Origin of the sequence: Hydrogenophaga sp. (assembly GCF_051860785.1) — a bacterium.
Classification (GTDB): domain Bacteria; phylum Pseudomonadota; class Gammaproteobacteria; order Burkholderiales; family Burkholderiaceae_C; genus Hydrogenophaga.
Window position 1 is genome coordinate 16784 of record NZ_JBIMLB010000024.1, and the last position, 21951, is coordinate 38734.

At 67.9% G+C, this 21951-nt stretch carries 20 protein-coding genes; 11 read left to right on the plus strand and 9 right to left on the minus strand.

Going from position 1 to position 21951, the window contains the following annotated elements; all coding sequences use genetic code 11:
- From ACTIF6_RS23080 to ACTIF6_RS23100, 5 genes are read left to right on the plus strand one after another with little or no spacing between them, the layout of a single operon-like run.
- Positions 1–825, plus strand: coding sequence for an SDR family NAD(P)-dependent oxidoreductase (locus tag ACTIF6_RS23080; protein WP_439590091.1), 825 nt, complete (start codon positions 1–3; stop codon positions 823–825).
- Positions 826–827: 2 nt separating this feature from the next.
- Positions 828–1997, plus strand: coding sequence for an alpha-hydroxy acid oxidase (locus tag ACTIF6_RS23085; protein ID WP_439590092.1), 1170 nt, complete (start codon positions 828–830; stop codon positions 1995–1997).
- On the plus strand, positions 1994–2995 hold the full coding sequence (locus ACTIF6_RS23090) for a 2-hydroxyacid dehydrogenase (RefSeq protein WP_439590093.1): 1002 nt from the start codon (positions 1994–1996) through the stop codon (positions 2993–2995). Before ACTIF6_RS23085 ends, ACTIF6_RS23090 begins: the two co-directional genes overlap by 4 nt.
- A complete protein-coding gene (locus ACTIF6_RS23095; RefSeq protein ID WP_439590094.1) occupies positions 2992–3864 on the plus strand; it encodes a TIM barrel protein in 873 nt (290 codons plus the stop codon). The genes ACTIF6_RS23090 and ACTIF6_RS23095 overlap by 4 nt, the downstream gene beginning before the upstream one ends.
- Entirely contained in the window at positions 3861–4745 is an 885-nt protein-coding gene (locus tag ACTIF6_RS23100; protein WP_439590095.1) for an alpha/beta hydrolase, read from the plus strand. The genes ACTIF6_RS23095 and ACTIF6_RS23100 overlap by 4 nt, the downstream gene beginning before the upstream one ends.
- Here ACTIF6_RS23100 and ACTIF6_RS23105 read toward each other — a convergent pair.
- A complete protein-coding gene (locus ACTIF6_RS23105; RefSeq protein ID WP_439590096.1) occupies positions 4742–5263 on the minus strand; it encodes an Lrp/AsnC family transcriptional regulator in 522 nt (173 codons plus the stop codon). The two genes, ACTIF6_RS23100 and ACTIF6_RS23105, sit on opposite strands and share 4 nt — an antisense overlap.
- A gap of 56 nt (positions 5264–5319) precedes the next feature.
- Here ACTIF6_RS23105 and ilvB point away from each other — a divergent pair, with 56 nt between their 5' ends.
- The 4 genes from ilvB (at position 5320) to ACTIF6_RS23125 (ending at position 12547) form a co-directional block, all read left to right on the plus strand.
- Positions 5320–7080 (plus strand): biosynthetic-type acetolactate synthase large subunit, encoded by a 1761-nt coding sequence (gene ilvB / locus ACTIF6_RS23110; RefSeq protein ID WP_439590097.1) that lies wholly within the window; start codon positions 5320–5322, stop codon positions 7078–7080.
- A 124-nt stretch (positions 7081–7204) separates the two neighbouring features.
- Positions 7205–10807 (plus strand): indolepyruvate ferredoxin oxidoreductase family protein, encoded by a 3603-nt coding sequence (locus tag ACTIF6_RS23115; protein WP_439590098.1) that lies wholly within the window; start codon positions 7205–7207, stop codon positions 10805–10807.
- A 119-nt stretch (positions 10808–10926) separates the two neighbouring features.
- Positions 10927–11196 (plus strand): helix-turn-helix domain-containing protein, encoded by a 270-nt coding sequence (locus ACTIF6_RS23120; RefSeq protein ID WP_439590099.1) that lies wholly within the window; start codon positions 10927–10929, stop codon positions 11194–11196.
- 4 nt (positions 11197–11200) lie between these two features.
- The gene (locus ACTIF6_RS23125) at positions 11201–12547 is read left to right on the plus strand and encodes a type II toxin-antitoxin system HipA family toxin (RefSeq protein ID WP_439590100.1); all 1347 of its coding nucleotides are present in this window, start codon (positions 11201–11203) and stop codon (positions 12545–12547) included.
- Between the two features lie 59 nt (positions 12548–12606).
- On the opposite strand, the gene ACTIF6_RS23130 is transcribed toward ACTIF6_RS23125, so the two are convergent.
- The 7 genes from ACTIF6_RS23130 to ACTIF6_RS23160 form a co-directional block, all read right to left on the minus strand.
- Positions 12607–13620 (minus strand): TRAP transporter substrate-binding protein, encoded by a 1014-nt coding sequence (locus ACTIF6_RS23130; RefSeq protein ID WP_439590101.1) that lies wholly within the window; start codon positions 13618–13620, stop codon positions 12607–12609.
- 80 nt (positions 13621–13700) lie between these two features.
- Positions 13701–15002 carry a TRAP transporter large permease gene (locus ACTIF6_RS23135; protein WP_439590102.1) on the minus strand — a complete coding sequence of 434 codons (1302 nt, stop codon included), beginning with the start codon at positions 15000–15002 and terminating at the stop codon, positions 13701–13703.
- Between the two features lie 9 nt (positions 15003–15011).
- The gene (locus tag ACTIF6_RS23140; RefSeq protein ID WP_439590103.1) at positions 15012–15494 is read right to left on the minus strand and encodes a TRAP transporter small permease; all 483 of its coding nucleotides are present in this window, start codon (positions 15492–15494) and stop codon (positions 15012–15014) included.
- Positions 15495–15525: 31 nt separating this feature from the next.
- On the minus strand, positions 15526–15981 hold the full coding sequence (locus ACTIF6_RS23145) for a nuclear transport factor 2 family protein (protein WP_439590104.1): 456 nt from the start codon (positions 15979–15981) through the stop codon (positions 15526–15528).
- A gap of 20 nt (positions 15982–16001) precedes the next feature.
- Positions 16002–16781, minus strand: coding sequence for an SDR family NAD(P)-dependent oxidoreductase (locus ACTIF6_RS23150; RefSeq protein WP_439590105.1), 780 nt, complete (start codon positions 16779–16781; stop codon positions 16002–16004).
- A gap of 153 nt (positions 16782–16934) precedes the next feature.
- Positions 16935–17732 carry an enoyl-CoA hydratase/isomerase family protein gene (locus ACTIF6_RS23155; protein ID WP_439590106.1) on the minus strand — a complete coding sequence of 266 codons (798 nt, stop codon included), beginning with the start codon at positions 17730–17732 and terminating at the stop codon, positions 16935–16937.
- Between the two features lie 9 nt (positions 17733–17741).
- Positions 17742–18725: a Bug family tripartite tricarboxylate transporter substrate binding protein gene (locus ACTIF6_RS23160; RefSeq protein WP_439590107.1), complete on the minus strand. Its 984-nt coding sequence runs from the start codon at positions 18723–18725 to the stop codon at positions 17742–17744.
- A 135-nt stretch (positions 18726–18860) separates the two neighbouring features.
- Between ACTIF6_RS23160 and ACTIF6_RS23165 the strand changes: the two genes are divergently transcribed.
- Positions 18861–19361: a DUF3237 domain-containing protein gene (locus ACTIF6_RS23165; RefSeq protein WP_439590108.1), complete on the plus strand. Its 501-nt coding sequence runs from the start codon at positions 18861–18863 to the stop codon at positions 19359–19361.
- Between the two features lie 45 nt (positions 19362–19406).
- Positions 19407–19892 (plus strand): DUF3237 family protein, encoded by a 486-nt coding sequence (locus ACTIF6_RS23170; RefSeq protein ID WP_439590109.1) that lies wholly within the window; start codon positions 19407–19409, stop codon positions 19890–19892.
- 34 nt (positions 19893–19926) lie between these two features.
- On the opposite strand, the gene ACTIF6_RS23175 is transcribed toward ACTIF6_RS23170, so the two are convergent.
- Entirely contained in the window at positions 19927–21813 is a 1887-nt protein-coding gene (locus ACTIF6_RS23175; RefSeq protein ID WP_439590110.1) for a feruloyl-CoA synthase, read from the minus strand.
- Positions 21814–21951: the final 138 nt, after the last annotated feature.

A 21951-nucleotide genomic window follows, 5' to 3' on the forward strand; every position in this document is an offset into this window, starting at 1 on the left:
ATGAGCGAAATGAACCGCGACGGCGTGCCCGACTACCTCTCGATGCTGAGTCTGAAGGGGCGCGGCTTCGTCGTGCTCGGTGCCGGCCAGGGCATCGGCGAACAGGTGACCCACGCGCTGTCGCAGGCCGGTGCGCGCGTGCTCTGCGTGGACCGAGAGGAAGCGCTCGCGCAGCAGATCGCGCGGGCCGTGGGCGGCGTGCCCTGCGCGGCGGACGTGACCTCGCGCGCCGACATGCAGCGCATCTTCGACACCGCGCGCCAGGCCTTCGGCCGCGTGCACGGCGTGGTGGACATCATCGGTGTGGCGGGCATCAAGCCGTTCTCGGCGGTGGACGACGCCGGCTGGGCGCAGCAGTTCGACATCGTGCTGCGCCATGCGTACCTGGCGATCCAGATCGGTGGCGAGATGATGGCCGCCGACGGTGGCGGCAGCATGGCGTTCGTTGGGTCTCTGGGCGGCAACCGTGCGGTGCCCAATCAGACCGCCTACTCCACCTCCAAGGCGGCATTGCACCACCTGGTGCGTTGCGCCGGCGTGGAGTACGCGAGCCGCGGTGTGCGCATCAATGCGGTGGCACCGGGTTACGTGCGCACGCCGCGCCTGAACCAGCGGCTGGGCGAGGACGCCTGGAATGCCATCGGCAAGGTCATCCCGATCGGCCGGCCCGCGACCCCGGCCGAGATCGCCGGCCCGCTGCTGTTCCTCGCTTCCGACCTGAGCGCGCACATCACCGGCGAGGTGATGGCGGTGGACGGCGGGGCGGGTGCGGTCGCGGCGTTCCCGGATGTGACCTTCGGTCCGGCGAAGACACCCACTCCCTGACGATGCCGGGTCTCCAGGAACGGTTGTCGAACGCCTGCTCGATCGAGGACCTGCGCGGCCTCGCGCGGCGGCGCCTGCCGCGCGGCGTGTTCGATTTCTTCGATGGCGGTGCCGACGACGAGATCACCCTGCGCGCCAACCGCGAGGGCTTCGACCGACTGCGCCTGCGCCCGCGCGTGCTGGTGGACGTGCATCGACCCGATCTGTCCACCACCATCGCCGGCTCTGCGTCCGCAGCCCCGCTGGTGATCGCGCCCACCGGGGCGATTGGTGCGGGCTGGCCGGGCGCCGACCTGGCCATCGCCCGGGTGGCCGCGCGGCTGGGCATTCCGTACACCTTGTCCACCATGGCCACCTCTTCGATCGAAGAGGTGGCGGCGGTGGGTGGGCGCTTGTGGTTCCAGTTGTACGTGTTGCGCGACCAGGCCTTTGCGCGAAGCTTGCTGCAGCGTGCCCAGCAGGCAGGCTACGAAGCGCTCGTGGTCACGCTCGATCTCGTCACCGGGGGCAAGCGCGAGCGCGATCTGCGCAACCGCTTCACCGTGCCGCTGCGCCCGAATCCGCGCACCGTGCTCGACTTTGCCGCGCACCCGCGCTGGTGCCTGCAGATGCTGCGCCACGGCCAGCCCCGCTTCAAGAACCTGGCGGGATTCGAAGGCAACGCCGACCCGCGCGCGTCGATCGCGGCCAAGGTCGGACAGAGCCTGGATGCGTCCTTCGATTGGGCCGCGCTGCAGCGCTTGCGCGAACTCTGGCCGGGCCGCTTCATGGTCAAAGGGGTTTCGCGCGCTGACGATGCGGCTCGCCTGGCCTCGCTGGGCGTGGACGCGATCTGGGTGTCCAACCACGGGGGCCGCCAGCTCGATGGCGCAGTGGCAACGGCGGACGCCCTTCCCGAGGTGGTCGCTGCCGTGCAGGGCCGGGTGCCGGTGCTGCTGGATTCGGGCGTGCGACGTGGCACCGACATCGTCAAGGCCCTGGCGCTTGGCGCGCAGGCCGTGGCCATCGGTCGCGCCACGCTGTATGGCGCAGCGGCGGGTGGCGAAGCCGGGGCGGAGCGTGCCCTTCAGATCCTCACCGAAGAGCTGCGCCGCGCGATGCAGTTGTGTGGCACGCCAAGGATTGCGGACATCGATGCGTCCCTGCTCCAGCCCCGCGAGGCGCGCCCATGAACCACCCGGCCCTGCTGATCACACGCCGCCTGCCCGAGCCGGTGCTGGCGTTGGCCCGAGCCGCGTTCGACGTGAAGCTGTGGCCGCACGACGAACCCATCGGTGTGCAACTGCTGCCCTGGGCGCAAGGCTGCCACGCCCTGCTGGTGATGGCCACCGACCGCCTGGATGCCGCCCTGTGGCAACAACTGCCGCCCACCGTGCAGGCGGTGTCCACCTACTCCGTGGGCCACGACCACATCGATCTGACCGCCGCCACCGCGCGCGGTGTGCCGGTCTTCAACACGCCCGACGTGCTGAGCGACGCAGTGGCCGAGACCGCGTTGTTGCTGATGCTCTCGGCCGCGCGCGACGCCTCCGCGGCCGAAACCACGCTGCGCGAAAGGCGCTGGGGCCCCTGGTCGCCCACGCGCTTTCTGGGCCGGCAGCTCACAGGCCAGCGGCTGGGCATCTACGGCATGGGCCGCATCGGCCTTGGCATTGCGCAACGCGCGCTGGGCTTCGGCATGCAGGTGCAGTACCACAACCGCACCGTTCACCCGGACGCCAACGGCTTCGTGTACCACCCATCGCTCGAATCGCTCATGGCCCACAGCGACGTGTTCTGCGTCTGTGCGCCCTCCACGCCGCAGACGCGCGGTGCCATCAACGCCGAGCGGCTGGCGCTGCTGCCGCACGGCGCGGTGTTCGTCAACATTGCGCGTGGTGACCTGATCGATGAAGACGCGCTGATCGAGGCGATCACTTCCGGACAAGTGGGCGCTGCCGGCTTGGACGTGTACCGCAACGAGCCCACCATCGACCCGCGTTTTCTTGAACTTCCGCGCACCACCCTGCTGCCGCACATCGGCAGCGCCACGCACGACGCGCGCAACGGCATGGGCCGCCTGGCGGTGGAAGCGCTGCAGGCGTTCCTGCTGAACCAGCAGCGGCCGGCGAATTGCCTCAACCCCGATGTGTTTCCCATGCGGACTGCCGAAACCGCCACAAGGCCATGAGCTGGACATTGCGCTACGCCCCCCACATCGGATACCGGCCCCCTTTCGAGCCCATGTTCGGCGCGCTGGTGGGCAGCCACGATCCGGTGGCGCACGTGGCCTTCGCTGCCGAACACGGCTTTGCCGGCGTGCTCTACGCCGCAGCGCGTGCACGCCCACCCGAAGAACAGGCACGCGTGGGCCAGGCCATTGCGCAACACGGACTGCAAGCCGGTTGCCTGCTCTACACCACCTTCGACCAGTTGAAGAACACCAGTTGGGCCACCGACAGCGAAGACGCCCGCCGCTGGATCGCGGCCGAGCTGGCACAGGCCACGGCCGCGGCGCGGCGCGTGGGCGCCCGGCAACTGGCCGTGCTCGGTGGGGCGTACGCGCAACAGCCGATCGGCCCGCAGCGCGAGGCCTTCGTGCAGAACCTGCGCCGCGCCGCCGACAGCGTGGCGCGCGACGGATTCGTGCTGTGCCTGGAGACCTTGAACAGCCAGACCGTGCCCGGCATGTTGCTGCACCACCTGCCCGACGCGCTGGCCGTGTTGCGCGCGGTGGACCACCCTGCGGTCCGGCTGATCTTCGACACCGCGCACGTGCAGGCCATGGACGGCGACGTGCTCACCCATCTCGACGTGGCATGGGATCACATCGAGATCGTGCAACTTGCCGACTGCCCGGGCCGCCTGGAACCGGGCACGGGGCAGGTCGACTTTGCGGGTGTTCTGAACGTGCTCGCACAGCGCGGCTACCCGGGCCTGGTCGAACTCGAACACGGTTGGGCGCAGCCGGGCGCCGAGAGCGAGCGGCGCGGACTCGAGTACTTGCGCGACCTGGATGTGGCCGCCTCCCAATCACCCTTGAAAGGAAACGCCTCATGAAGGCTTCACAAGACACCGTCGCCGATATCGAGCGGCAACTGGCCGTTTTCGGGACCAACTTCGATGGCGACGTGCTCGCCGCCACGCGCGCGCTGTACCGCCCGCTGCTGGATCTCTCGCCCGTGGGTGAGGAACAGAAGGATCAGGTCTATGGGCCGCATGAGCGCCATCGGCTCGATGTGTACCGGCCGGTGGGCCAGAGCCGTGCCACCGTGGTGTATGTGCACGGCGGTGGCTTCGTCGCGGGCGACAAGAACGGGGACGGGGTCTACTACCGCAACATCGGTTGCTGGCTGGCGCGCCAGGGTTTCACCGCCGTGCTGCCGAACTACCGGCTCGCACCATCGCATGGCTGGCCCGCCGGCACGCAGGACCTTCAATCGGTGTTGCAGTGGGTGCATCAGGACCGGCAGGCGAGCGGCGACGCCACGCCTCTGGTGCTGTGGGGCCAGTCTGCGGGGGCCAGTCACGTGGCGTCCTGGCTGTTTGACGACGTCGCCCGTGGCGCGCCGCCGGCGGTGGCGGTGGACGGCGTGCTGCTCATGAGTGGGCTGTACCGTGCCGAGGCCCCGCTGCCCGCAGGCCCCAAGGCCTACTTTGGCGACGACCCTTCGCTGTACCCACAGCGCTCGCCGATCACGCATGTGCGCACGCTGGGTGCGCTCCCCGTCTGGCTCGCCGTGGCCGAGCTCGACCCCGCCTGGATCGCCGAGCACACCTACCTTCTGGCAGCGGCGCTCACGCGCGCCAATGGCAAGAGCCCGCCCTTTCTGTTCAGCCGCGCGCACAACCACGTGTCGACGGTACAGAGCCTGGGTTCGCCGCAGCAGGATGTGGGCAACGAGGTGTTGCGCTTCCTGTCGTCGATCGTGGAGCGTTAGGAGAGCAGACCCACCGGCGCCTGGGCGTCCTTGAGCACACGCAACACGAAGCTGGACTTGCTGTGGCGGATGCCCGGAATCCGGTAGAGCTTTTCGCGCAGCAGGCGCTCGTAGTCGCGCGTGTCCTTCACGGCGATGCGGATGACGTAGTCGTAGTCGCCCGAGACCAGGTAGGCCTCCAGCACCTCGGGGATCTCGGCCAGCACGCGGCCGAACTCGAACAGCGTCTCATCGGTGTGGCTCTCCAGCGTGAGCTGCACGATGACGGTGTCGCGGTAGCCCAGGCGGGTGCGGTCGAGCTCGATGCGGTACTGCCGGATCACGCCCTCGGCTTCCAGGCGCTTGATGCGGCTCCAGCAGGTGGTGGGCGAGAGCTTCACCGACGCGCCGATCTCCTGCAGCGTGCGGCGCGAGTCTTCCAGCAGCTCGCGCAGGATCGCCAGATCATGTTTGTCGAACTGGACCGGTGCTTTTTCTTCTTCAGGGTCACTTTCCCGAATATTTTTCGACTTTGCCATGGTTTGGCCTCCGAACAAAGAAGCCTATTTTGTCCGGAATTGAGAAAAATCTGCGCATGAATGTCGCATCCATCGAAAAACCGTCTGCCGCCGACGCCCGCACCGCGCGCAATGGCGCAGAGACCCTGCTGGACACGCTGGTGGCTTGTGGCGTCGACACCATTTTTGGCTACCCCGGCGGTGCGGCATTGCCGCTGTACGACGCGCTGCATGGCCAGCCGGCGATCCGCCACGTGCTGGTGCGCCACGAGCAGGCGGCCGTGCACGCCGCCGAAGGGTATGCGCGCACCACCGGCCGCCTCGGCGTGGTGCTGGTCACCTCCGGGCCGGGCGTGGGCAACACCATCTCCGGCCTGCTCGATGCCATCAGCGATTCGGTGCCCGTGCTCTGCATCAGCGGCCAGGTGGCCAGCAACGTGATCGGCACGCAGGCGTTTCAGGAGTGCGATGCCCTCAGCCTCACGCGGCCGGTGACCAAGTGGAACCACCAGCCGCGCGATGCGAACGACATCGCCGAAGCGGTGCGCGAAGCCGTGCGCATCGCGCTGGGCGGGCGGCCCGGCCCGGTGTTGCTGGACCTGCCCAAGGACGTGCAGTTGCAGCGCGTCGACGCGAAGACATCACCGACCGCCGCAGTGGTGGCCAGTGCGCCGGCACTGCCCGCACACGACGCCTTGCAAGCCGCTGCCACGTTGATCGCGCAGGCGAAGCGGCCCGTGCTGTATGGCGGCGGGGGTCTGATCAACGCGGGCGAACCCGCCTGCGACCGTTTCACCACGCTGGCGCGCCAGTGGCATCTGCCCACCACGCTCACGCTCATGGGCCTGGGCGCGATGCCGGCGTCGGACCCGAACTTCCTCGGCATGCTGGGCATGCACGGCACGGTGGAGGCCAACCTGGCCATGCACAACGCCGACCTGATCGTCTGCGTGGGCGCGCGCTTCGACGACCGCATCACCGGGCGCCTGAGCGACTTCGCACCCGGTGCGCGCAAGATCCACATCGACATTCATCCTGCCAACATCGGTCGGGTGATCCCGGTGGACGTGGCGCTGGCGGGCGACTGCGGTGCGGTGCTCGAAGCGCTGGCCGCACTGCTGCCGCCGCCCCCGCCAGCGGACACGCTGGACCCCTGGTGGGCACGCATCCGGCATTGGCGCGCCGCGGATTGCCTGGCCTTCACCCCTGGGGACACCACCATCCTGCCGCAGCAATTGATGTGCGCCCTGCAACGGCAACTGCAAGGTCGCGATGCCATCGTGTCGACCGATGTGGGCCAGCACCAGATGTGGGCCGCCCAGCACCTGCGCATCGAGAAGCCACGGCGCTGGCTGACCTCGGGCGGCGCGGGCACGATGGGGTATGGACTGCCTGCCGCGATCGGTGCGCAGATCGCGCACCCCGACAAGACGGTGGTCTGTGTGAGCGGCGACGCTTCCGTGCTCATGAACATCCAAGAACTGTCCACCGCCGTGCAGCACGCCACACCGGTGAAGCTGGTGCTGTGCAACAACGGCTACATGGGCATGGTGCGCCAGTGGCAGCAACTCATCCATGGCAATCGCCTGAGCCACAGCTGGAACGCGGCACTGCCCGACTTCGTGGCGCTGGCAGCCGCCTTCGGCTGGGGGGCGCTGCGCGTGGACCAGCCGCACGAACTGGACGCGGCACTGGCCCAGTGCCTGGCCCATGACGGTCCCTTCTTTCTGGATGTGCGCGTTGCCGCGCAGGAGAACTGCTACCCCATGATGCCCGCCGGACGTGGCCATCACGAAGTGATGCTCGCCGACGACCGCTGGTATTGCGACGATCGATAATTCCGAGGTGCACGCACGGCCCACCCGCCGCGCGTGCACCGTTCCGACGGCGCGAGGCGGCGATCCCGCCACCGCTGTCTGCCACTGCCCAAGCCGATCCCACGAGGACGGAGAGAGACCCACGATGAACGCTCGCGTCGATGCGCTGCACGCCCCTGCCCCCAGCGAACCTGCCTTGCGCCAGGTGTCACTGGACGACAAATACACCGCCACCACGGGCGAGATCTACCTCAGTGGCATCCAGGCCCTGGTGAGACTGCCGCTCATGCAGCGCCTGCGCGACCAGGCCGCCGGCCTGCACACGGGAGGGTTCATTTCCGGCTACCGGGGATCGCCACTGGGCGGGCTGGACGAAGCATTGTGGAAGGCACGGCCGCAGCTGGACGCACACCATGTGCGCTTCGTGCCCGGCGTGAACGAGGAACTTGCCGCGACGTCGGTGTGGGGCAGCCAGCAGGTGCACCTGCTCGGCGAAAGCGAGTACGACGGCGTGTTCGGCCTCTGGTACGGCAAAGGCCCGGGCGTGGACCGCAGCATCGACGTGTTCAAGCACATGAACCACGCGGGCAGCTCGCGCCACGGCGGTGTGCTGCTGGTGGCGGGCGACGACCACGGCGCCTACTCGTCCACCCTGCCGCACCAGAGCGACCATGTGTTCGCCGCCTCCATGATCCCGGTGCTCTACCCCTGCAACGTGCAGGAGTACATCGAGCTTGGCCTGCACGGCTGGGCCATGTCGCGCTTCTCCGGCTGTGCCGTGGGTTTCAAGGCGCTGGCCGACACGGTGGAGTCCAGCGCATCCATCAGCGCCGATCCGTTCGCGGTGCAGACGCGCCTGCCCAGGGAGTTCGTCCTGCCCGAGGGCGGCTTGAACAACCGGCTTTCCACCGACACGCTGGGTGTGCAGGCGCGCAAGCAGGAAGCGCTGATGCAGGACCACAAGATCTACGCCGCCATGGCCTACGCGCGCGAGAACCGGCTCAACCGCGTGACCATCGACGCCCCGCAGGCGCGGTTGGGCATCGTGGCCTCGGGCAAGAGTTACCTCGATGTGCTTGAAGCGCTGGAAGAACTCGGTATCGACGAAGCGCTGGCTGCCGACATCGGCATCCGCCTGTTCAAGGTGTCCATGCCCTGGCCGCTGGAGCCCGAAGGCATTCGCGAGTTCGCGCGCGGTCTGGAGGAAATCCTGGTGGTCGAGGAAAAGCGTCAGGTGGTGGAGTACCAGCTGAAGGAGCAGCTCTACAACTGGCGCGAAGACGTGCGGCCGCGCGTGATCGGCAAGTTCGACGAGCGCGGTGAATGGGACGTGCACAACGCCCAGGGCCGTGGTGACTGGCTGCTGTCGACGAAAACCGATTTCTCTGTGGCGCAGGTGGCGCGCGTGATCGCGGCGCGCATCCGCCGGCTCGGACTCGAGACCCACACCGAAGGCCTGATCCAGTCCCGGCTGGATTTTCTGGAGGACAAGGACCGGTTGCTGCTGCGCACCGTGTCCACCCCGACGCGGCCGGCCTGGTACTGCTCGGGTTGTCCCCACAACACCAGCACACGCGTGCCTGAAGGCAGCTTCGCGCTCGCCGGCATTGGCTGCCACGTGATGGCCACCGCCATCTACCCGGAGTTCAACAAGCTCACCACGCAGATGGGTGGCGAGGGCACGCCGTGGATCGGCGCATCGGCCTTCAGCAAGGTGCCGCACGTGTTTGCCAACCTCGGCGACGGCACCTACTACCACTCGGGCAGCCTGGCGATCCGCGCCGCGGTGGCGGCCAACCGCACGATGCCGGTGCGCATGACCTACAAGATTCTCTACAACGACGCCGTGGCCATGACCGGCGGCCAACCGGTGGACGGCCCGATCGGCGTGCGCGAGATCGCGCGGCAATTGAGCGCCGAGGGCGTGGGCCGCATTGCCATCGTGACCGAAGAGCTCGGCCGCTACGACCACCGCGACGGCCTGCCACCCCAGGCCACGCTGCACGACCGCGCCGAGCTCGACGCGGTGCAGCGCGCGCTGCGCGAAGAGCCAGGGGTGAGCGTGATCATCTACGACCAGACCTGCGCGGCCGAGAAGCGGCGTCGGCGCAAGAAGAAGGAAATGCCACAGGCCACCGAGCGCGTGTTCATCAACGAAGCGGTGTGCGAAGGTTGCGGTGACTGCGGCCAGCAGTCGAACTGCACGGCGATCCTGCCCAGGGAAACGCCGCTGGGGCGAAAGCGCGTGATCGACCAGTCGTCCTGCAACGTCGACCTGTCCTGTCTGAAGGGCTTCTGCCCCAGTTTTGTCACCGTGACGGGTGCGAACCCGCGCCGCGCGGCGGCGAACAAGCCAGAGCGGGAAGTACCGGACTTTTCAGCGCTGCCGCTGCCCAGTGCGCCAGCGCTTGCACAACCCTTCAACATTCTCATCACCGGCATCGGTGGCACGGGCGTCATCACCATCGGTGCGATGCTGGGCATGGCGGCGCACCTGGAACGCAAGGGCGCGAGCGTGCTCGACATGACCGGCATGAGCCAGAAGAACGGCGCCGTTACCTCGCACGTGCGCCTGGCCACGCGAGCCAGCCAGTTGCACGCGCAGCGCATCGCTACCGGCGAGGCCGACCTGATCCTCGCCTGCGACATGCTCACCGCCGGCGCCGCCGATGCGGTGAGCAAGATGCGACCCGGCCGCACCCTGGCGCTGGTGAACAGCCACGAACAACCTGCAGGCCCGTTCGCACGCAACCCCGACTGGCAGTTTCCCGCAGGAGACCTGCAAGAGCTGATCCGCGATGCCACCGGCCAACGCGCCGAGTTCCACGATGCCACCGCCCTGGCCACCGCTTTGCTGGGCGATGCCATCGGCGCCAACCTGTTCCTGCTGGGTCTGGCGTTCCAGCGCGGGGCCTTGCCCCTGTCGCTGGATGCGCTGCTGCGCGCGATCGAACTCAACGGCGTGGCCGTGGCCGCGAATGTGCAGGCCTTTCAATGGGGACGACTGGCCGCCATCGATCCTGAGCGCGTGCAGCGTCTGGCCCAACCCACACAAGCGGTCGCGGTGCATCTGCCGCAGAGCCTGCGGAAACTGGTCGAGCATCGCGTCGGGCTGCTCACCGCCTACCAGAACGAAGCGTACGCGGCGCGCTACGCGGCCTTTGTCGAACGCGTGCGGGAAGCCGAAGACAAGGCCGTCGGAGGCGATCGGCTGAGCAAGGTGGTGGCCAGCAACCTCTACAAACTCATGGCCTACAAGGACGAGTACGAGGTGGCACGCCTCTTCAGCACGCCAGCGTTCAAGGCGCAGATGGACGCGGCGTTCCAGGGTTCACCGAAGCTGACCTACCACCTCGCACCGCCCACGCTGGATGCCGCCGGTGGGGCGCCGCGCAAGCGGCGATTCGGGGCCTGGATGGGTTCGGTGTTTCCCCTGCTCGCGCGCCTGAAGTTCTTGCGAAACACGCCCTTCGATCCCTTTGGTCGCACGCAGGAGCGGCGCATGGAGCGTGCCTTGATCGCGGAGTACATCGGCCTGGTCGAAGGTGAGATCAAGGCCCTGAGCGAGGCGAGCATGGACCGTGCTCTGGCCGTGGCGCGCGTGCCCGAGTCGATCCGCGGCTACGGACATGTGAAGGCGGCGAGCGTGGCCAGCGCGCGCGCACGGTGGAGTGCGCTGCGCGCGGGGTCTGTCGACGCGGCGGTCGAACGGATTGATTTGCCGGAGGAACAGCGCGAGACCCTTTAAACAGCTCACAAGCTGTTTTTTGCTTTTACTGCCCTGAGGCTGTTTTCTCACAGCCTTTAGTATGTTTATCGGGTTTACATATTACAATGCGTAAACCCGATAAACAGCCTTTCATGTGTATGAATGAATTCACGACCCGCACGGCAGACCAGCTACCGATCTTGCTCCAGGCCTTTCGCAAGGAAGCCGGCCTGACGCAGAAGGAAGTGGCGATGCGCCTGGGTGTGACGCAGCAAACCTATTCGGCACTGGAGCGCAACGCGGACACGGTGGGTGCGGCGCGCCTGCTGCGGCTGCTCGGCATCCTCGGTGTGGACCTGGTGCTGCGCAAGACGGGCTCACCCAGACCTGTCGCCACGCAAAACGACCCGTCCGACGCGAACTGGTGACGCCATGGGACGTCGCTCACATTCCCGCGCGCTCGGCCTGTGGATGAACCACCAGTTCGTCGGCACCTGGACCCTTTCTCCCCAGGGCGAGACCCTGCAATACGACGACGCCTGGTCGGGTTCCGAATTCGGTCGCCCGCTGTCGCTCTCGCTGCCGTTCACGCCTGGCAACCAGCCCCACCGGGGCGCCGCCGTGGAGGCCTGGTTCGAGAACCTGCTGCCCGACAGCAAGGAGATTCGCGAGCGGGTGGCACGCCGGTACAAGGCCGGCTCCACCGATGCCTTCGACCTGCTCGAGCAGATCGGCCGCGATTGCGTGGGCGCGCTTCAGCTGTTGCCGGCCGGCGCAAGCCCCGGTGGCACCCTGAGAGCCGAGGGCACGCCGCTGACCGATGTCGAGGTGGCCAGGCTTCTGCGCGGCACGGTGGCCCCGCTGAACGCGCTGGACCGCGACGACGACAACGATGACTTCCGAATCTCGATTGCCGGCGCGCAGGAAAAGACTGCGCTCCTGAACCTGGATGGCCAGTGGTGCAAGCCCCGAGGCGAAACGCCTACGACGCACATCTTCAAGCTGCCCCTGGGCTTGGTGGGGAACCTGCAATACGACTTGCGCGAGTCGGTTGAGAACGAGTGGCTGTGCTCGGTGATCCTGCAGGCGTATGGACTACCGGTGGCCTCATGCGACGTGCAGACGTTCGAGGACATGAAGGTGCTGGTCGTGGAGCGCTTCGACCGCCGGTGGATCGAAGGAAGCGAAAAAACCGGGCTCTTGCGCTTGCCTCAGGAAGACATGTGCCAGGCCACCGGCATGCCGCCGCACCTGAAATACGAGTCGGACGGAGGCCCTGGTATGGACGCCATCATGACGATACTGAATGGCTCGGCGGACCGCGATCAGGACAAGCGCACGTGCTTCCAGGCGCAAGTGCTGTTCTGGATGCTGTGTGCCACCGACGGACACGCCAAGAACTTCAGCCTGTTCATCGGTCCGCATGGCAGCTACCGCCTCACGCCGCTGTACGACGTGCTTTCGGCTTACCCGATCCTGGGCGCGGGGCCGGGAAAGCTGTCCCCCCACAAGGCGCGAATGGCCATGGCCGTGCGCGCCACCAATCCGCACTGGAAGATGAAGGAAATCCTGCGCCGCCACTGGCTGGAAGTGGGCTCGCGCCACGGCGTCGTGACGCCCGATGGGCGACCTGCATCGTTCGTGGTCGATGCGCTGGTGGCGCAGACTCCATGCGTCATCGAGCAGGTGCGCGAACGCTTGCCAGCGGAGTTCCCAGCAGCGCTGGCCAGCAGCGTACTGGAAGGTTTGCAGGCGGCAGCCGATCGGCTGGCAGCGTAGGCTCAGATTCGCAAGCGGGTGTTGGATCCGCTTGCGGGTTTGGGCATCGGGCCGGTGCCTTACTTGGCCAGTTCCTGGCGCAGTTCGCCCATCAACGTGGCGCCATCGAGCTGGAAGCGCTTGACACCTTCATAGAGCTTCTCTGCCTGCGGCTCTGCGGCCTTGAGCCACTGCGCGCGCTCGGCGTCCGTCATCTTGTGGATCTTGTGGTTGGGCATCGCGGCGACCTTGGTCCGGCCTTCGCGTTCCCACGCCGCCCACGCCGTCTCGATCTTGCCGGACCACTCGGGTGTGCAATGCGAATCGACCGCCTGTTTCTGCGTCGCGCTCAGGCCGTCGTAGAAACGCTTGTTGATGGCGAAGACGTTTGACGCCGTGTACATGTCGGCGTCGAGGTGGTAGATGATCTTGTCCTCGGCCTTCGTCAGGAACAGGGTGTGCCACGGCCAGAGGATGGAGTTCATGACGCCGCGGTCGACCAGTTCGCGCACTTCGCCGATGGAGGCGCGCAAGGTGGTGGCGCCCATGCTCACCACGTAGTTGGCCATGGTGCCATTTGGCGGACGCAGCTTCAGGCCCTTGACGTCGGCAGGGGTCTTGACCTCGCGCGCCGAGTTGTGCAGCGTGCCTGGATCGTGGAGGATGGCCATGCACAGCTTCACGTCGGCCATCTCCACACCCGCGTACTTCTGGTACCAGCGGTGGAATGCACCGGTGCCGACCGCTTTCGCCGGGACCGAGAACGGCAACTCCACCAGCGTGATGATGGGGAAGCGCCCCGGCGAGAAGCCCGGCCCGGCCATCACCATCTCGGCGATGCCGTCCTTGACCATGTCGTAGTGGTCGACCGCGCGGCCCAGCTGCTCCGAGGTGTAGAGCTGCGTGGTGATCGTGCCACCAGAGGCCTGCTGCAAGGACTTGCCCCAGGCCTCCAGGGCCGGGACCATGGGGTGGGTGGCGGGCGGGAAGAACGAAAGCTTCAGCGTCTTCGCCGGTGCCTGCTGGGCACTGGCGATCGACGCGCACGCCAGCAGGGCGGCGGCGAGCAAGGTCTTGGGTCGTTGGATGCGCATGAGCTGTCTCCTGGTTTTGTGGAACGACGACTGGGAAAACCTGCGCTGGGCAGGGACGGAACATCGGGCACGGGCGCCTGCTACTTGATCATCTGGGGCAGTGCCAGCGAGATCACCGGGAAGGCGACCAGCAGGGCCAGGCGCAACAGGTCGGCGAGCACGAAGGGCATCACGCCGCGGTAGATGTGGGTCAGCGGTATGTCCCGCGCGATCGAGTTGATGACGAAGACGTTGATGCCGACCGGGGGCATGACCATGCCCAGGGTCATGACCATCACGATGATCACGCCGAACCAGATCGGGTCGAAGCCGAGCTGCACGATCGCGGGAAACACGATGGGCACGGTCAACAGGATCATGGCCAGCTCGTCCATGAGCGCGCCCATGATGATGTAGGCGACCAGGATGAGCGTGAGCACGCCGTAGGGGCCGATGGGCAGGTGCACCAGCCAGTCCGTCATCGCCTGCGCCGCCTGCGTCACGGTGAGGAAGTAGCCGAAGATGAAGGAGCCGATCGCGACCACGAAGATGGCCGACGAGGTGCGCAGGGCTTCGATCAGACAGGCCAGCGTGTCCGCCGCGCTCAGGCGCTTGCGCAGAACGCCAATCAGCAGGGCACCCAGGCAACCCACGGAAGCTGCTTCGGTCACCGTCACGAAGCCACCGTAAAGCGTTGCGACCACCAGCCCGAAAAGCGCGAAGACGGCCCAGATGCCGCGCAGCGAAGCGAAGCGCTCCGACCAGGAAGCGCGGTTGCCCTGCGGGAAGAGCGCTGGCGAACGGCGCGCGATGATCGCGATGACCACCACGTACATCAGCATGCCGAGCAAGCCGGGCAGGATGCCGGCGGCGAAGAGCTGGCCGACGTCCTGTTCGGTGAGGATGGCGTAGATCAGCATGGCGCCCGAAGGCGGGATCATGATGCCCAGGGTGCCGCCGACCGCGATGGTGCCCGCCGCGAGGCCGGGCGCGTAGCCCTGCTTGCGCATCTCGGGCAGGGCGACGGTGGACATGGTCGCGGCGGTGGCCACGGAGGAGCCGTTGATGGCCGCGAAGCCGCCGCAGGCGGCGATGGTGGAGACGGCGGCACCGCCAGGCAGGTGACCCAGCCAGGCCTTGCCGGCGCGGAACAGCTCCTGGCTCATGCCGCCGCGGCTGGCGAAGACGCCCATCAGGATGAACAGCGGGATCACCGACAGCGAGTAGTCGCTCATCGTCGCGAAAGGCGAGTTCATCAAGAGGTTGAGCGCCGGCCAGGTGCCGTTGAGCACCCAGAAGCCGGCCACACCGGCAATGGCCATGGCGAAGCCGATCGGCACGCGCGCCAGCATCAGAACGAACAGCAGGACGAAACCGCCGACTGGAATGAGTGTGCTCGACATGAAAAATCCTCAGGGCGCGGCGTCGATGGGCTGGCGACGGATCAGGCGGACGAGCCGCAGCAGACCGAACACCGTGGCGGCGATCAGGCCGGCGGCCGCCACCGAAAGAAACCACCACACGGGCCATTGCAGGTCGTTGGTCATCTCGAAGGACCCATGGGCCCGCAGCGTGCGGCGCACCAGCATCCAGGCCATCAGGGCAAGCAGCATGGTGGACAGCGTGGTGGCCACGATGTCCATGCGGCGCCGGCCGGTGTCGCCGAGCGCGTCCGCGACGATGTCGACATTGATGTGGCGGTTGCTGTAGGTCGCGCTGCCGATGCCCCACGCAATGGCAATGCCCTGCGCATAGCCACTCAGTGTGAAGGCATCGGGTATCGAGGTGTCGAACGCGTAGCGCAGCACCGCTTCGGCGATCGTCACGAGCACGACGAGGCCGAGCAGCAGGGCCGCCACGGTCTCGACCGAGAAGATGAACCTTTTCGTGAACACGGGAGGGCCCTCCGATTCGAAAAGCGGCAGCTCAGATCGGCACAGCGGTGCCGGCCGGCGCCCACGGGCAGTCGGCGGTGCGCCAGTGGTAGACGCGCCGCTCTGCGATCAGAAAGCCCTGCGGCGTGGCGCGGAAGCGGTCGTAGGCACGGCCTACCACGTCGACGAACTTCTGCCCATCGCTGGCGCGCCACTTGGTGACGGTCCAGTAGGACTGCAGCGCGTAGCCGTCGGCGGTGGCGCTCAGCAGCATGCTGTCGATGTGGTGCTGTCGCCCGCGAAATGGCTCGGACGCGGTGAGCGCGCTGAAGTAGCCGCGGATCGCCGCCTTCGTGGTGTACTCGTTGCCCGCCGTGTCCTGGAAGACGGAGGGGTCGTCGAACAGGGCCATGAGGGCGTCCATGTCGCCCATGTCCAGGGTCCAGACGTAGCGCGACATCAAGGCCTGGATGCGCAGGAAGTCGCCGTTCTGATAGGGGTCGCTCATCGGTGTCTCCAGAGTTGTGTTCACATCACCGTGAAGCCGCCATCGATGAAGATGGTCTGCGCGGTGATGAAGCCGGCGGCCGGCGAGGCCAGCAACGTGAGCACGCCCGCGAGGTCGTCGGCGTCGCACATGCGGCCCACGGGCGTGTGTTCCATCAGGTCGCGGTAGATGTGGGGCTGCGTCACCAGGAGTTCGCGGTTCATGTCGGTCACCACCGCGCTGGGCGCGATGGCGTTGACGTTGATGCCGTGGGGCCCGAGCTCGACGGCGAAGCTCTGGGTCAGGTTCGACACCGCCGCCTTGGTCGCGCCGTACGCGCAGCGCTGGGGCACCGAGGTGCGCGCGGTGACGGAAGACACGTTGACGATGCGGCCGTAGCGCTGCTTCATCATCACGGGCGCGCAGGCCTGGGTCGGCACCACGGTGCCGATCACGTTGACCTCGTACACGCGGCGCCAGTCGTCGGGCGTGGATTCCATCAAGGTCTTGGACATGCCGATACCGGCGTTGTTGAGCAGGATGCTCACGGTGCCGAAGGCCGTGACCGCTTGAGCCACCACGGCGGCAATGGCCTCGGGGTCGGTCACGCTGGCGGGGCATGCCAGCACATCCGCACCGGTCTCGTCGCGCAGGGCTTGCGCGCACGCGTTCAGGCGGGCCGGGTCCAGGTCCACCAGCACCAGCTTCGCGCCGGCCTTGGCAAACGTGCGGGCCGCCATGCTGCCCAGGGCGCCTGCAGCGCCGGTGATCAAGGCGACCTGGCCTTTCAGGTCGAGTGACGTGGAAGCGGGTACCGTCATGAAGTCTCCGTTGTTCTTGTGAAAGGGCGTCCGCGCGGGAATGCACCGCGCGGTGCGGCCAGGTTGTCCTGGCATGCTGAAGTTAGGCCTTGTGAACGCGGAGGTCTGTCGTGTCGCAGTACGACAGCCGCGCCTTGCAGCGCCGCGCGAGCCTCAGGGCGCGGGCGTCTTCCCCGCACCAAACACCGGCTTGCGTCTGGCATCGAAGGCGGCCAGGCCCTCGGCCAGGTCCGCGGAGAAACCGAGTTCGACGGCGTGGTGGTTCGACAGCGCGAGCGCCGTGGCTTCGTCTTCGTCGATGGCTGCCGCGATGCAGGCCTTGCAGGCCTGCTGCGCCTGTTGCGGGCCCTGGACCAGCCGCTGCGCCAGGGCCTGCGCCGTCGCGACCGCGGCACCGTCGTCGCACATGTCGTCGACCAGTCCCCATTGCAAGGCCGTGGCGACGTCCAGCGGATCGCCGAGCAGCATCATGCGCCGCGCCCGTGCGGCACCGATGCGCCGTGTCACGCGCACCGTGCCACCACTGCCGGGGAACACGCCGAGGAGGATCTCCGGCAGCGCCAGCCGCGCGCCCCTCGCGGCGACGATGACGTCGCAGCACACCGCGAGCTCGAGTCCGCCGCCCATCGCGGTGCCTTCAATCGCCGCCAGCGTGGGCTTGGGAAAGTGCGCGAGCGCGCCGAACACCCGCTGGTCCTGATCGAACTTGCCCTGCAGGGCATCGCGCCCCGCAGCGATGAGGCTGCGCACTTCGCCGAGATGGGAACCGGCGCTGAACGCACGCGGTCCGTTGCCGTGCAGCAAGACCACACGCACCGCGTCGTCGAGCCGGCAGGCCTGCAGGTGGGCCTCCAGTTGCTGGATCATCGCGCGGTCCAGCGCGTTCATGGGCGGTGCGTCCAGCACCAGGTGCGCGATGCCGGCTTCGATGTGCAGGTTGACTTGGCCCATGTCCCGTCCTTATTCCGTCTTGATGCCAGCTTGCGTGATCACCTGGGTCCACACCGCAGTCTGGGCCACCAGGTGCGCCTGCAGTGCCTGCGGCGTCATGGCCTGCGGCACCAGGCCGGCGCCCGCGAACTGGGTGCGCAGTTCCGGCAGCGAGAGCACCGTGCGCACGGCCTCGCTGAGCTGGGTGATGGTCTCACGCGGCGTGTCCTTGGGCGCGAACAGCGCGGTCCATGCGCCCGCGTCGGTCTCGGGCATGGCCAGCCCGGCTTCCAGGAAGGTGGGCACGCCCGGCACCCCCGCGCCCGCGGCGTCGCGCCCCGTGACGGCCAGCGCGCGCAAGGTGCCCGCCGCCACCAGCTGGCGCACACCTGCGGTGCCGGCGACCATCATCGTCACCTGCCCGCCTTGCAGATCCGTCAACGCGGGTGCCGCGCCGCGGTAGGGCACGTGGCGCATGTCGAGCCGCGCGCTGCGCTTGAAGATCTCGCCAAAGAGGTGGGTCACGTTGCCGTTGCCGGCAGAAGCGAAGGTCAGGCCGTCGGGCCTGGACCTGGCCAGCGCGATCAGTTCGGCCAGCGAGTTCACGGGTGTGTGCTGCGGGTTGACCACCAGCACCAGCGGCCCCAGCGACAGCGACGCCACCGCAGCCAGGTCCCGGGTCGGCACGAAATTTTTCTGCGCCACCAGGCTGGGCGCGGTGGCCAGCTCCATGCCGCCCAGCAACAGGGTGAGGCCATCGGCGGGCGCCGCCGCGACCTGGGCTCCGGCGATGGTGCCGCCACCGCCCGGCTTGTTCTCCACGATCACGGCTTGGCCGAGCACCTCGGCCAGGCGCGTCGCGACGACGCGCGCCAGCACGTCGGTGGTGCCGCCCGCCGCATAGGGCACGACGATGCGGATCGGCTTGCCCGCGGGCAGCTTCTGCGCCTTGGCGGGCGCGGTGATCGCAGTGGCAATGGCAAGCGCCAGCAAGGCGCGGCGGTGCAGGGGCATGGCGTGTCTCCAACGGGTATTCTTCACGCCACCATAACGACCCCCGGCGCGCGGTCGTGTCCTATGCAAAGACGACAGCCGCTGTCGTTGCAGCGTAGGACAGGCACGGCGGGCGCTTGCCGGTACGCTGGCTTCATGAACGCTGCTCCCACCCCACCGCACGATGCGCTGTTTCCCCGGCTCGAGTTCGCTTTCGAAACCCGGCTGGTGCTGGCCCCCCGGCTGCGCCTGGACGATCCTCCGATGGGCGGCAGCCGCCTCTCGGTGCCGGTGGGCGGGGGGCACTTCGAGGGCCCGCGCCTGAAGGGCCGCGTGCTCGACCACGGCGGCGAATTCCCGCACCTGCGCACCGACGGCGTGTTCTGCTTCGATGCGCGCTACTTCATGCAGGAGGACGATGGCACGCTCATCTACCTGCAGAACCGCGGCTATCGCCACGGTCCGCCCGAGGTGATGGAAAAACTCTACAAGCTCGCGCCCGGCATGCAGGTGGACCCGGCCAGCTACTACTTCCGCTGCTCGCCGACCTTCGAGACGCCGCCGGGCAAACACGACTGGCTCACGCGCCACCTCTTCATCGGCGTTGGCGCGCGGCTCGAAACCGGCAACGTCATCCGCTACTACACGGTGCTGTAGTCGCCATCTTTTTCTCTCCCCTGTTTCATCGCAAAGGACATCACCATGGGTTTCAACCCCGAGCTTCAACCCGCCCCCCAACTCGAGTTCGCCTTCGCCATGCGCCTCTCTTTCGGCCAACGCATGAAAATGGGCGTGCAGCCCAGCGGCTTCATGCGCGGCTACACCGGCGTCACGGGTGGCGAGGTGAGCGGTCCCAAGCTCAATGGCACGGTGGTGCCCCACAGCGGCGGCGACTGGCCGGCCTACTGGCCCAACGGCGCGGTGGAGTTCAGCGCGCAGTACATCCTCAAGGCCGACGACGGCACGCACATCGTCATCAAGAACCGGGGCTTTCGCTTCGCCTCGCCCGAGGTCACGGCGCGCATGGAGCGGCTGGACCCGGTGGACCCGAGCGAGTACTACATGCGCCTGTCGCCCTTCTTCGAAGCACCCGCAGGCCCGCACGACTGGATGAACCGCACCGTGTTCGTCGGCACCGCCAACCGCCAGGCGGACCACTCCATCTTCCGTTTCTGGCAGGTCGTCTGAGGGCGGTGGCGCCCACCAGCCCGTGGGCGCGAGCTCACGCGGTCGTCGAGGCCACCAGCACTGCGGCGTCCGCAGGCGTCGCGTAGAGCTGCGCCAGCAAGGGCGCGCGGTTCGTCAGGAAGGCGCGCTGGTTGATCGAGCCCTTGTCGGTCAGTTCGCCCGCCGCCGCGTCGGGCGGTTCACTCAGCAACATCGCGCGCGCAATGAAGGTGGAACTGCCGGTGCCGCGCTGCGCCAGCGCGTCGAGCACCGCCTGGGCGCGTGCCACGAGCTTCGGGTTCGCCACCAGCGTGGGCAGTGGCGTCTCGGGCGGCAGGCCGCAGGCGAGCGTGGCGGCCGTTCGATCGACGACGACGAAGGCACCTACCGCGTCCTGGCTTTCGCCGGCGATCACGGCGTCGAGGAAGAGGCCGTCGCTCTCCTGGATCAGGCGTGCGCGCAGTGTGCCCACGCCCACCCAGGTGCCTGTGCTGAGCTTGAAGTCTTCCGCCACCCGTCCATCGAAGGCGAGCCCTTGCGAGAGGTCGTTCGGGTCGACGAAGCTCAGGGCGTCGCCCATCCGGGCAAAACCTTCCTCGTCGAACAGGGCCGCGCTCAACTCGGGTTGGGCCCAGTAGCCTGGTGTGACATTCGGGCCGCGCAGGCGCGCCTCGTATTTGCCGTTGCCCAGGGGCGCCAGCTTGAGCTCGCAACCGGGAATGGGCAGGCCGGCCAGGCCGCTTTCGCCGCCCACCCAGTTGGCGGCCACCGCGGCCGGCGCCGACTCCGTGGCGCCGTAGCCCGACATCATGGGAATGCGTTCGCCACAGGCCTGCACGGCCAGGGCGTCGAGCGACTGCACGAGCGAGCGGCCCAGGGCCGAGCCTGAGTAGTAAAGCAGCGACAGGCGAGAGAAGAAGCGCTCGCGCAGCGCCGCGTCGGCGCGCAGGTAGGGAATCAGCATGGCGAAGCCGCGCGGCACGCTGAAGTAGACGGTGGGCGCGATCTCGCGCAGGTTTCGCACCGTCTTCTCGACCTCGCCCGGGGCGGGTTTGCCGTCGTCGATGTAGAAGCTGCCGGCACAGCGCAGGGTCAGGCCCAGCATCTGGTTGCCGCCCGAGGTGTGGTGCCAGGGCAGCCAGCTCAGGATGACCAGGGGCTGCGCCGCGATGGCGGGAATGGCCTGCACCATCATCTGCTGGTTGCAGGCCAGCATGCGCTGCGTGTTGATGACGCCCTTGGGCAGGCCGGTGGAACCCGACGTGAAGAGCACCCTGGCCACGCTGTCCGGAGCCACCGCATCGCTGGCGGCCTGCACGGCGGTGCTGGCCTCGGCAGCCTCCAGCGCGCCGAACGGTGTGCCCGCGCGGCGGGCCGCGGGCGAGCGCGTGTACACCAGTTCCACGTCCGCCGGCACCGCGCGCTCGAGCGCAGTCTCGAAGGCGGCGGCATCGTCGGCGAACACCAGGCCGGGACGCAACAGGCCCAGCACATGGCGCAGCTTGGCGTGGTCATCCGACAGCAGCGAATAGGCCGGCGTCACCGCGCAGTGCGGAATGCCCACGTGCAGGCAGGCCAGGGCCAGCAGCGCGTGCTCGATGCCGCTGCCCGAGAGGATGGCCACCGGCCGCTCTGCCGACAGGCCGCGCGCCAGCAAGCTCTGCGCGATGCGCTGCACCCGCGCCCAGGCTTCGCCATAGCGCAGCTCGCGCCACGCCCCCTCGGGCGCCGGTCCGCGCTCGGCCAGGAACACGCGTTGCGGGTGCTGCCCGGCAGCGTCACGCAGGTGCTGCGTGAGCAGGCGCGGGTAAGGCTGCAAGGCTTCGCGGGAGTGCAGGAGCAGGCTGCCGTCGGGGCGGCGCTCGAGGTGGACGTCGGTGCTGCCCAGCGGGATGCGCCGGTGCGGCGCCGCGGCGGCTTCGGATCGGTCGGGGACAAGCATGCGCCGATGCTAGGCCGGGACCGCGCGACCTCGCGTCCTGTGGCAGTAGGACATGCCGCGGGGCCGATCTGGCCGGCACGCGGGGCAGCGGCTTTTTTCGTCGACCAAGGGTTTTTCCTGATCGATGAACAGGGGAAT

Coding starts and splice junctions, on each gene's coding strand:
- ACTIF6_RS23080 (WP_439590091.1), top strand. CDS start 1: ATGAGCGAAATGAACCGCGACGGCGTGCCCGACTACCTCTCGATGCTG.
- ACTIF6_RS23085 (WP_439590092.1), top strand. CDS start 828: ATGCCGGGTCTCCAGGAACGGTTGTCGAACGCCTGCTCGATCGAGGAC.
- ACTIF6_RS23090 (WP_439590093.1), top strand. CDS start 1,994: ATGAACCACCCGGCCCTGCTGATCACACGCCGCCTGCCCGAGCCGGTG.
- ACTIF6_RS23095 (WP_439590094.1), top strand. CDS start 2,992: ATGAGCTGGACATTGCGCTACGCCCCCCACATCGGATACCGGCCCCCT.
- ACTIF6_RS23100 (WP_439590095.1), top strand. CDS start 3,861: ATGAAGGCTTCACAAGACACCGTCGCCGATATCGAGCGGCAACTGGCC.
- ACTIF6_RS23105 (WP_439590096.1), bottom strand. CDS start 5,263: ATGGCAAAGTCGAAAAATATTCGGGAAAGTGACCCTGAAGAAGAAAAA.
- ilvB (WP_439590097.1), top strand. CDS start 5,320: ATGAATGTCGCATCCATCGAAAAACCGTCTGCCGCCGACGCCCGCACC.
- ACTIF6_RS23115 (WP_439590098.1), top strand. CDS start 7,205: ATGAACGCTCGCGTCGATGCGCTGCACGCCCCTGCCCCCAGCGAACCT.
- ACTIF6_RS23120 (WP_439590099.1), top strand. CDS start 10,927: ATGAATGAATTCACGACCCGCACGGCAGACCAGCTACCGATCTTGCTC.
- ACTIF6_RS23125 (WP_439590100.1), top strand. CDS start 11,201: ATGGGACGTCGCTCACATTCCCGCGCGCTCGGCCTGTGGATGAACCAC.
- ACTIF6_RS23130 (WP_439590101.1), bottom strand. CDS start 13,620: ATGCGCATCCAACGACCCAAGACCTTGCTCGCCGCCGCCCTGCTGGCG.
- ACTIF6_RS23135 (WP_439590102.1), bottom strand. CDS start 15,002: ATGTCGAGCACACTCATTCCAGTCGGCGGTTTCGTCCTGCTGTTCGTT.
- ACTIF6_RS23145 (WP_439590104.1), bottom strand. CDS start 15,981: ATGAGCGACCCCTATCAGAACGGCGACTTCCTGCGCATCCAGGCCTTG.
- ACTIF6_RS23150 (WP_439590105.1), bottom strand. CDS start 16,781: ATGACGGTACCCGCTTCCACGTCACTCGACCTGAAAGGCCAGGTCGCC.
- ACTIF6_RS23155 (WP_439590106.1), bottom strand. CDS start 17,732: ATGGGCCAAGTCAACCTGCACATCGAAGCCGGCATCGCGCACCTGGTG.
- ACTIF6_RS23160 (WP_439590107.1), bottom strand. CDS start 18,725: ATGCCCCTGCACCGCCGCGCCTTGCTGGCGCTTGCCATTGCCACTGCG.
- ACTIF6_RS23165 (WP_439590108.1), top strand. CDS start 18,861: ATGAACGCTGCTCCCACCCCACCGCACGATGCGCTGTTTCCCCGGCTC.
- ACTIF6_RS23170 (WP_439590109.1), top strand. CDS start 19,407: ATGGGTTTCAACCCCGAGCTTCAACCCGCCCCCCAACTCGAGTTCGCC.
- ACTIF6_RS23175 (WP_439590110.1), bottom strand. CDS start 21,813: ATGCTTGTCCCCGACCGATCCGAAGCCGCCGCGGCGCCGCACCGGCGC.